We start from the raw sequence: 1,364 nt of genomic DNA, 5'->3' as shown, positions 1-1,364 counted from the left end.
CGCGGGGCTGGACCGGCGAGGTGCACGGCGTCGCGGTCATGGAGGAGGTCGGACCGGCGGCCGAACGGGTCGAGCGGCTCGTGGCCGAGCTCGCCGACGACCTCGACGTGACGGTCGACCGGACGGCCTGGACGGTGCACGCCGGGCTCGGCGAGGGCTACGGCGTGCCCACCCCCGCCACCCTCGGCTCGATCCGTCGCGTGGCCGCCTCGACCGGCGTGCTGCTCGACCCCGTGTACACCGGACCGGCCTACGCCCACCTGGACGAGGCCGGTCCCCGGAGCGAGTCGGTGTTCCTGCACACTGGCGGCGTGCCGGCGCTGTTCGCCTACGTCCCGGACCTGGTCGGGGACGGGACGACCGAGGGCGACTGAGGTCCGTCCACAAACTTGCGCACAAGTTGTGCAAAACTTGTCCGACCGGAGTCCTTCCCAGGATCCCGGGCCAGAGCGAGAGGGGGACGCGTGTCCGAGGGACCCGACTCTCCGACGACGTCCGAGGCGGCGAACGAGTCGCCCGGCGGTCTGGAGTACGCCTGGACCATCGCCTCGGTCTCGCAGAAGTTCGGCGTCTCGGCCTCGACCCTGCGCACGTGGGAGCGCCGCTACGGACTGAGCCCGTCGGCCCGCACCGCGGGCGGCCACCGGCGCTACAACGGTGCCGACCTGGACCGCGTGCAGCTGATGCAGCAGCTCCTCGACGCCGGCATCGGCGCCCAGGACGCGGCCAAGGTCGTGCTGAGCCTGGACCCGGCCGGCGTGGCGTCCGCGCTCGTGGACGTCGCCCAGCTCGACGCCCCGGCCCGCGGCTCGATGACCCCCGAGCTCGCGGTCGAGACGCTCGTCATGGCCTCGGCCCAGCTCAACGTCGACAAGATCGGGCGCACCTGCGCCCAGGTGATCTCCGAGCACGACGTGGCCGAGGCGTGGGAGCACGTCTTCGCGCCCACCCTGACGCAGATCGCCCGGCGCACCCGCGAGGGCACGCTGCCCCGCGCCGGCCACCACCTCGCCGTGCAGCAGCTCGCGGTCGAGCTGGGCAGCGCCGTGCGGGCCGTCCCGGAGCCGCGAGCGGGCCGGCCACGTCCTGCTGGCCAGCGCCGGCCCCGACGAGCACTGGCTCCCCGTGCTAGCGCTGCAGGCGGCGCTCGCCCAGGGCGGCGTCGCGTCCACGACGCTGGGCACCTTCGTGCCGCTGGACGAGCTGGCCGAGACGTCCCGGCTGCTCGAGGCCCGCGTGGTCCTTCCTGTGGGGCGTCCACCCGCCAGTCGCTGCACACCCGGCCCGTGGCGTCCGCTGTGGAACCTCGACCCGCGCCCGCACGTCGTGCTGGGTGGCCCCGGGCTGGGGCGAGCCGGCCCGCC

Annotated in this window: 1 protein-coding gene and 1 pseudogene; both read left to right on the top strand. The window is 74.8% G+C overall.

Going from position 1 to position 1,364, the window contains the following annotated elements; translation table 11 throughout:
• A pseudogene (locus tag AC2W7G_RS16430) lies at positions 1-374 on the top strand (hypothetical protein); the annotation flags it as partial.
• A 90-nt stretch (positions 375-464) separates the two neighbouring features.
• Positions 465-1,364: MerR family transcriptional regulator (locus AC2W7G_RS16425; protein WP_485869381.1), on the top strand; the 900-nt coding region annotated here is incomplete at its 3' end.

The organism is Aeromicrobium sp. PFPM2_SD2, from assembly GCF_057364525.1.
The sequence above is the reverse complement of the archived record's forward strand: the minus strand, read 5'-3'. Positions and strand labels throughout refer to the sequence as shown.